Origin of the sequence: Paraburkholderia sp. Ac-20347 (genome assembly GCF_017104805.1) — a bacterium.
GTDB classification, from domain to species: domain Bacteria; phylum Pseudomonadota; class Gammaproteobacteria; order Burkholderiales; family Burkholderiaceae; genus Paraburkholderia; species Paraburkholderia tropica.
Map to the genome: position 1 here is coordinate 1 of NZ_JAAGPN010000346.1, position 6,905 is coordinate 6,905.

Consider the following 6,905-nt stretch of genomic DNA (forward strand, 5'->3'; position numbering starts at 1 on the left):
CCATCTTGTTGTACGCGCCGCGCAGCTTGAACGAGAAGACCGGCTGGTTGTCCTCACGCTTGAGCAGCACCGTGTTGCCGATGCGTGCCGAGAGATTCGGCGCGGGTTCGAGCTCGGTTTCGCGGGCGACGTCGTACACGCGCGCGGTGAGGACTTTCTTCAGGTAATCGTCGTGGGAAGCCATGCGGGGAGCGCGCGGGGCGCGGGTCGGGACGGGAAAACGTAGATGATAGCGCCAACGGCTCCAGCGCTGGCGGGCCGGGCAGGGCGGCGAACAGGCGACGCAGGCGTGGAGAAGAAGCGACAAAGAAGTGACGAAGAAGCGGTAAGGTTGATCGGCGCCCGTTCCCCGACTATCCGGACGGTTAATCCGCGCCGCGACGCCCTGTCACAGGGCAATGCGCAGGCGTGCCCGCCGGCGGGTGAAATTCAACCTTACGTGTCAGCGGGCTTCCCACCGAGGGTCAGCGCACGCGCGGATCATGCGTTAAAATCGCTTTTTGAAACAAGGATCGGAAGATGCACTGGCAACCTCGGACAGCCCATTTGATGCCCGCACGGCGCGAAACCCGCCCCGCGGCGCAGCGGCACGCCCGCCACGCACGATCGTGTCGCTAAGTCCGAGCGCCGGGGAACCATCGGCGTGAGCGCTGCCGCCATGCTTCCCCACCCCTTCGTCCGCCCAGCCATCCGCGCCACGAGCGTGCCCCCGGCGGACACGATTTCAGAATAGCGCCCCACGCGCCCCGTCAGCATCCGTCCGATCGGCTCCGTAAGCCGCGCGCGGATCTGGCTCAAAGAGTCGTCCAACCATGAACGCACCTCAAGTTTTCGATCCTCACGGCGCCGCCGCAGCCGTGGCCGCCGACATCGAACCGCGCCTGCGCGAGATTCCGTACAACTACACGTCCTTTTCGGACCGCGAAATCGTCATCCGCCTGCTGGGCGAAGAGGCGTGGAACGCGCTCGCCGAACTGCGCGGCGAACGCCGCACGGGCCGCTCGGCGCGCATGCTGTATGAAGTGCTCGGCGACATCTGGGTCGTGCGCCGCAATCCGTATCTGCAGGACGACCTGCTCGACAATCCGAAGCGTCGCGCGATGCTGATCGATGCGCTGAATCACCGCATCGCCGAAATCGAGAAGCGCCGCCGCGCCGACCTCGTCGAGCACAGCGACCAGGACGGCGTCGTGCGCGCCGCGCGCGTGGAAACGCTGATCGGCGCGGCTCGCCGTGCGATCGAGGAATTCGCCGCCGAATTCGACAAGATGGCCGATCTGCGCCGCCGCGCCACCAAGGTGCTCGGCAAGCGCACGCAGAAGGACAACATCCGTTTCGACGGCATTGCGCGCGTCTCGCACGTGACCGACGCGACCGACTGGCGCGTGGAATATCCGTTCGTGGTCCTCACGCCGGACACCGAAGCCGAGATCGCGGGCCTCATCAAGGCCTGCTTCGAACTGGGTCTCACGGTGATCCCGCGCGGAGGCGGCACGGGCTACACGGGCGGCGCGGTGCCGCTCACGCCGTTCTCGGCCGTCATCAACACCGAAAAGCTCGAACAGCTCGGGCCGGTCGAAATGACCGATCTGCCGGGCGTGAACCGCAAGGTCGCGACGATTTTCTCGGGCGCGGGCGTGGTCACGCGCCGCGTGACCGAAGCGGCGGACGCGGCGGGCTTCGTGTTCGCGGTCGATCCGACCTCGCTCGACGCGTCGTGCATCGGCGGCAACGTCGCCATGAACGCGGGCGGCAAGAAGGCCGTGCTGTGGGGCACGGCGCTCGACAACCTCGCCTGGTGGCGCATGGTCGACCCCGAAGGCAACTGGCTCGAAGTCACGCGCCTCGACCACAACATGGGCAAGATCCACGACATCGAAGTCGCGCGCTTCGAACTGAAGTGGTTCGACGGCGAGTACGCGCCGGGCGAAAAGCTGCTGCGCACGGAATCGCTCGACATCGCGGGCCGCGTGTTCCGCAAGGAAGGTCTCGGCAAGGACGTGACCGATAAATTCCTCGCGGGCCTGCCGGGCATCCAGAAGGAAGGCTGCGACGGTCTCATCACGTCGGCGCGCTGGGTGCTGCACAAGATGCCCGCACACACGCGCACGGTCTGTCTGGAGTTCTTCGGCCAGGCGCGCGAGGCGATCCCGAGCATCGTCGAAATCAAGGATTACCTGTTCGAAACGTCGAAGCAGGGCGGCGCGATTCTCGCAGGTCTGGAGCATCTGGACGAGCGCTATCTGCGCGCCGTGGGCTACGCGACCAAGAGCAAGCGCAACGCGTTTCCGAAGATGGTGCTGATCGGCGACATCGTCGGCGACGACGCCGATGCCGTGGCCGCCGCCACCTCGGAAGTGATCCGTATGGCCAACGGCAAGAGCGGCGAAGGCTTCGTGGCCGTCTCCGCCGAGGCCCGCAAGCGCTTCTGGCTCGACCGCAGCCGCACGGCCGCGATCGCCAAGCACACCAACGCGTTCAAGATCAACGAAGACGTCGTGATTCCGCTCAACCGCATGGGCGAGTACACGGACGGCATCGAGCGCATCAACATCGAACTGTCGATCAAGAACAAGCTGCAACTGGTCGACGCGCTCGAAGCGTTCTTCAAGGGCGGCAAGCTGCCGCTCGGCAAGAGCGACGACGCCAACGAAATCCCCAGCGCGGAGCTGCTCGAAGACCGCGTGCAGCAGGCGCTCGATCTGCTCAAGCGCGTGCGCGAGCGCTGGACCTTCGTCGGCGACAAGCTCGACATGCCGCTGCGCGAGGCGCAGCACTATCTCGTGCAACTGGGCTACGAAGCGCTGGCGGAGAAGTTCGCCGACCGCTGCGACACGCAGCCCGACGTCAACGTTTTCCATGTGACGCAGGACCGCACGGTGCGCATCTCGTGGAAGCAGGAGATCCGCGCCGAACTGCGCAAGATCTTCAACGGCGGCGAATTCAAGCCGATCCTCGACGAAGCCCAGGCGATCCACAAGAAGGTGCTGCGCGGCCGCGTGTTCGTGGCGCTGCACATGCACGCCGGCGACGGCAACGTGCACACCAACCTGCCGGTGAACTCGGACAACTACGAGATGCTGCAGGACGCGCACGTCGCGGTCGCGCGCATCATGAAGCTCGCGCGTTCGCTCGACGGCGTGATCTCGGGTGAGCACGGCATCGGCATCACCAAGCTCGAATTCCTCACCGAGGACGAGATCGCCGACTTCCGCGCCTACAAGCAGCGCGTCGATCCGCATGGCCGCTTCAACGCGGGCAAGCTGCTCGAAGGCGCCGACCTGCGCAACGCCTACACGCCGTCGTTCGGCCTGATGGGCTACGAGTCGCTGATCATGCAGCAATCCGACATCGGCGCGATCGCCGAGTCGGTCAAGGACTGCCTGCGCTGCGGCAAGTGCAAGCCGGTGTGCGCCACGCACGTGCCGCGCGCGAACCTGCTGTACAGCCCGCGCAACAAGATTCTCGCGACCTCGCTGCTGGTCGAGGCGTTCCTGTACGAAGAGCAGACGCGCCGCGGCGTGTCGATCAAGCACTGGGACGAGTTCAACGACGTGGCCGACCACTGCACGGTCTGCCACAAGTGCGTGACGCCGTGCCCGGTGAAGATCGACTTCGGCGACGTGACGATGAACATGCGCAATCTGCTGCGCAAGATGGGCAAGAAGAAGTTCAACGCGGGCAACGCGGCGGGCATGTTCTTCCTCAACGCCACCAATCCGCAGACCATCAACCTCGCGCGTACCGCGATGATGGGCGTGGGCTACAAGGCGCAGCGCCTCGGCAACGACGTGCTGAAGAAGTTCGTCAAGAAGCAGGCGGCGCATCCGCCCGCATCCACGGGCAAGTCGCCGGTGGTCGAGCAGGTGATCCACTTCGTCAACAAGAAGATGCCGGGCAACCTGCCGAAGAAGACGGCGCGCGCGCTGCTCGACATCGAAGACAACAAGATCGTGCCGATCATCCGCAATCCGAAGGCGACGAGCGTCGATTCGGAAGCGGTGTTCTACTTCCCGGGCTGCGGCTCGGAGCGTCTGTTCTCGCAGGTCGGTCTTGCCACCCAGGCGATGTTGTGGGAAGCGGGCGTGCAGACCGTGCTGCCGCCGGGCTATCTGTGCTGCGGCTATCCGCAGCGCGGCTCGGGCCAGTTCGACAAGGCCGAGCAGATCGTCACCGACAACCGCGTGCTGTTCCACCGCGTCGCGAACACGCTCAACTACCTCGACATCAAGACCGTCGTGGTGTCGTGCGGCACGTGTTACGACCAGCTCGCCGGTTATGAATTCGACAAGATCTTCCCGGGTTGCCGCATCATCGACATTCACGAGTTCCTGCTCGAGAAGAACATCAAGCTCGATGGCGTGAGCGGCACGCGCTACATGTATCACGACCCGTGCCACACGCCGATCAAGACGATCGACCCGGTCAAGCTCGTCAACGAACTCATGGGTTCGGAAAAGGACGGCTACAAGATCGAGAAGAACGATCGTTGCTGCGGCGAATCGGGCACGCTCGCGGTCACGCGTCCGGACATTTCGACACAGGTGCGCTTCCGCAAGGAAGAGGAAATCCGCAAGGGCGCGGCGAAGCTGCGCGACATTCCGATCGTCGGCAACGGCGCGAACGGCGTGCAGCCGGCCACGCCGCAGGAAGCGGGCGGGCAGGGCACGGCGCAGGACGTCAAGATTCTGACGAGCTGCCCGTCGTGCCTGCAGGGTTTGTCGCGCTACAACGAGGACGCCAATATCGAAGCCGATTACATCGTGGTGGAGATCGCCCGTCATGTGCTGGGCGAGAACTGGATGGCGGACTACGTGCAGAAGGCGAACAATGGCGGAATCGAGCGCGTGCTGGTTTAATGGCACGGCTAATTTTTCCGTAATACGGTTCGAGGACGACGATGGCATGCGTATTCTGTAATGAGGAAGGCGGCGAGGTGCTGTGGGAGGACGAGCGTCTGCGCGTCGTGCTCGCGACCGCCGAAATCGACTATCCGGGCTTTTGCCGGGTGATCTGGAATACGCACGTCGCCGAGTTCTCGGATCTCGAGCACGCCGACCGGGAACATCTGATGCGCGCGGTGTATGCGGTCGAGCGGGCGCAGCGCCGCGTCATGCAACCGTCGAAGGTGAATCTCGCGAGTCTCGGCAACCAGGTGCCGCACGTGCACTGGCACGTGATCCCGCGCTTCAGCAACGACGCGCATTTCCCGCTGCCCGTGTGGGCGCCGCGTCAGCGCACGGTGTCGGAAGCGATGCTCGGTCAGCGCCGCGCCCAGGCCACGCTGCTGCGCGAGGCGGTGCGGCAGGAAATGGAACAGGCGCTGGCGTGAGCCGGACCGGCGGGGCAGCCTTGCCGGACTTGACGGGCGAACAGGAAAGAACATGAGCGGACTCAAATCCGATACGCCGGTGCCGACCGGCGTCGTGGTGCATGCGCTGTCGCGCGTGCTCGAACTGCAGTATGCGAACGGCCAGAGCTATCGCATCCCGTTCGAGCTGATGCGCGTCTATTCGCCCTCGGCGGAAGTGCGCGGCCACGGGCCCGGCCAGGAAACGCTGCAGACCGGCAAGCGCGAAGTGACCATCACGGCGCTCGAAGGCGTCGGCAACTACGCGCTGCAGCCCACCTTCTCCGACGGCCACAACACCGGCATCTATTCGTGGGACCAGCTCTACGAACTGGCCACGCAGCAGGACACGCTCTGGGCCGACTATTTCGCGAAGCTCAAGGCCGCGGGCGTCGAGCGCGACGCGCCGATGGCGCCGCCCGCTGCCGCGCACGGCCACTGCCACTGACGCTTCCTGTTACGATCCAGCCGCCGCGCCACGACGCGGCGAATTTCATTCAAAAGGTCCGGCTGCGAGCCGGACAAGACCGCGAAAGGACGAGCGCGATGAGCAAAACCCACTTCGGCTATCAGACAGTCGACGAACAGGACAAGGCGAAGAAGGTGGCCGGCGTGTTCCACTCGGTCGCCTCGAACTACGACCTGATGAACGACCTGATGTCGGGCGGGCTGCACCGCGCGTGGAAGGCGTTCACGATCGCCCAGGCCAATATCCGTCCGGGCGCGAAGGTGCTCGACATCGCGGGCGGGACCGGCGATCTGTCGATGGCGTTCGCGAAGAAGGCCGGTCCGACGGGCGAGGTCTGGCATACCGACATCAACGAGTCGATGCTGCGCGTGGGCCGCGACCGCCTGATCGACAAAGGCGTGATCACGCCCGCGCTGCTCTGCGACGCCGAGAAAATTCCTTTTCCGGACAACTACTTCGACCTGGTGACCGTGGCTTTCGGGCTGCGCAACATGACGCACAAGGACGCCGCGCTCGCGGAAATGCGCCGGGTGATCAAGCCGGGCGGCCGCGTGATGGTGCTCGAATTCTCGAAGGTCTGGGAGCCGCTCAAGAAGGCGTACGACGTGTACTCCTTCAAGGTGCTGCCGTGGCTCGGCAAGCGTTTCGCCCAGGACGCGGACAGTTACCAGTACCTGGCGGAGTCGATCCGCATGCATCCGGACCAGGAAACCCTGAAGACGATGATGGAACAAATCGGCCTCGATGCCGTCAAATATTACAATTTGTCAGCTGGCGTGGTAGCCTTACACGTCGGGACAAAGTACTAGTGTTCCTAACTATCTGTCTTTAAAGGAAATACCGCCATGCCTGAGACCCGCAACAATGCTTCCAGTAAGCTTTCAATGTCTTGGGCGAGGCGGATTGGCACCCTGGCGGTGATCGGCGCGCTGGTGGCGGGCAGCTTCGCATCGTTCGACGCCGAAGCTCGTCGCATGGGTGGCGGCCGCAGCTTCGGCAAGCAGTCCTCGGTCGCGTCGCAGCGCAGCACCACGCCGCCGCCCGCGCAGCCCAGCCCCACGAATCCCGCCCAGCAGGCCGGCGCGC

5 protein-coding genes and 1 pseudogene are annotated in these 6,905 nt (G+C 64.6%); 5 read left to right on the plus strand and 1 reads right to left on the minus strand.

All coding sequences use genetic code 11. The annotated features are described in order from the left end of the window. The coding region (locus G3N97_RS34885) for a pyridoxal-phosphate dependent enzyme (RefSeq protein ID WP_205997400.1) at nt 1-184 on the minus strand (184 nt) is incomplete at its 3' end. 628 nt (nt 185-812) lie between these two features. Between G3N97_RS34885 and G3N97_RS34890 the strand changes: the two genes are divergently transcribed. From G3N97_RS34890 to G3N97_RS34910, 5 genes and pseudogenes are all read left to right on the plus strand, one after another. Beyond that, nucleotides 813-4,859, plus strand: coding sequence for an FAD/FMN-binding oxidoreductase (locus G3N97_RS34890; protein WP_205997401.1), 4,047 nt, complete (start codon nt 813-815; stop codon nt 4,857-4,859). A 41-nt stretch (nt 4,860-4,900) separates the two neighbouring features. Further along, the gene (locus G3N97_RS34895) at nt 4,901-5,332 is read left to right on the plus strand and encodes an HIT family protein (RefSeq protein WP_205997402.1); all 432 of its coding nucleotides are present in this window, start codon (nt 4,901-4,903) and stop codon (nt 5,330-5,332) included. Nucleotides 5,333-5,384: 52 nt separating this feature from the next. Next, a complete protein-coding gene (locus G3N97_RS34900; RefSeq protein ID WP_065059371.1) occupies nt 5,385-5,798 on the plus strand; it encodes a DUF971 domain-containing protein in 414 nt (137 codons plus the stop codon). Nucleotides 5,799-5,896: 98 nt separating this feature from the next. Next, nucleotides 5,897-6,628, plus strand: a complete 732-nt coding sequence (gene ubiE / locus G3N97_RS34905; RefSeq protein WP_065059370.1) for a bifunctional demethylmenaquinone methyltransferase/2-methoxy-6-polyprenyl-1,4-benzoquinol methylase UbiE — start codon at nt 5,897-5,899, stop codon at nt 6,626-6,628. A gap of 36 nt (nt 6,629-6,664) precedes the next feature. After that, nucleotides 6,665-6,905 (plus strand): annotated as a pseudogene (locus G3N97_RS34910) (hypothetical protein); the annotation flags it as partial.

Coding starts and splice junctions, on each gene's coding strand:
- G3N97_RS34900 (WP_065059371.1), top strand. CDS start 5,385: ATGAGCGGACTCAAATCCGATACGCCGGTGCCGACCGGCGTCGTGGTG.
- G3N97_RS34895 (WP_205997402.1), top strand. CDS start 4,901: ATGGCATGCGTATTCTGTAATGAGGAAGGCGGCGAGGTGCTGTGGGAG.
- G3N97_RS34890 (WP_205997401.1), top strand. CDS start 813: ATGAACGCACCTCAAGTTTTCGATCCTCACGGCGCCGCCGCAGCCGTG.
- ubiE (WP_065059370.1), top strand. CDS start 5,897: ATGAGCAAAACCCACTTCGGCTATCAGACAGTCGACGAACAGGACAAG.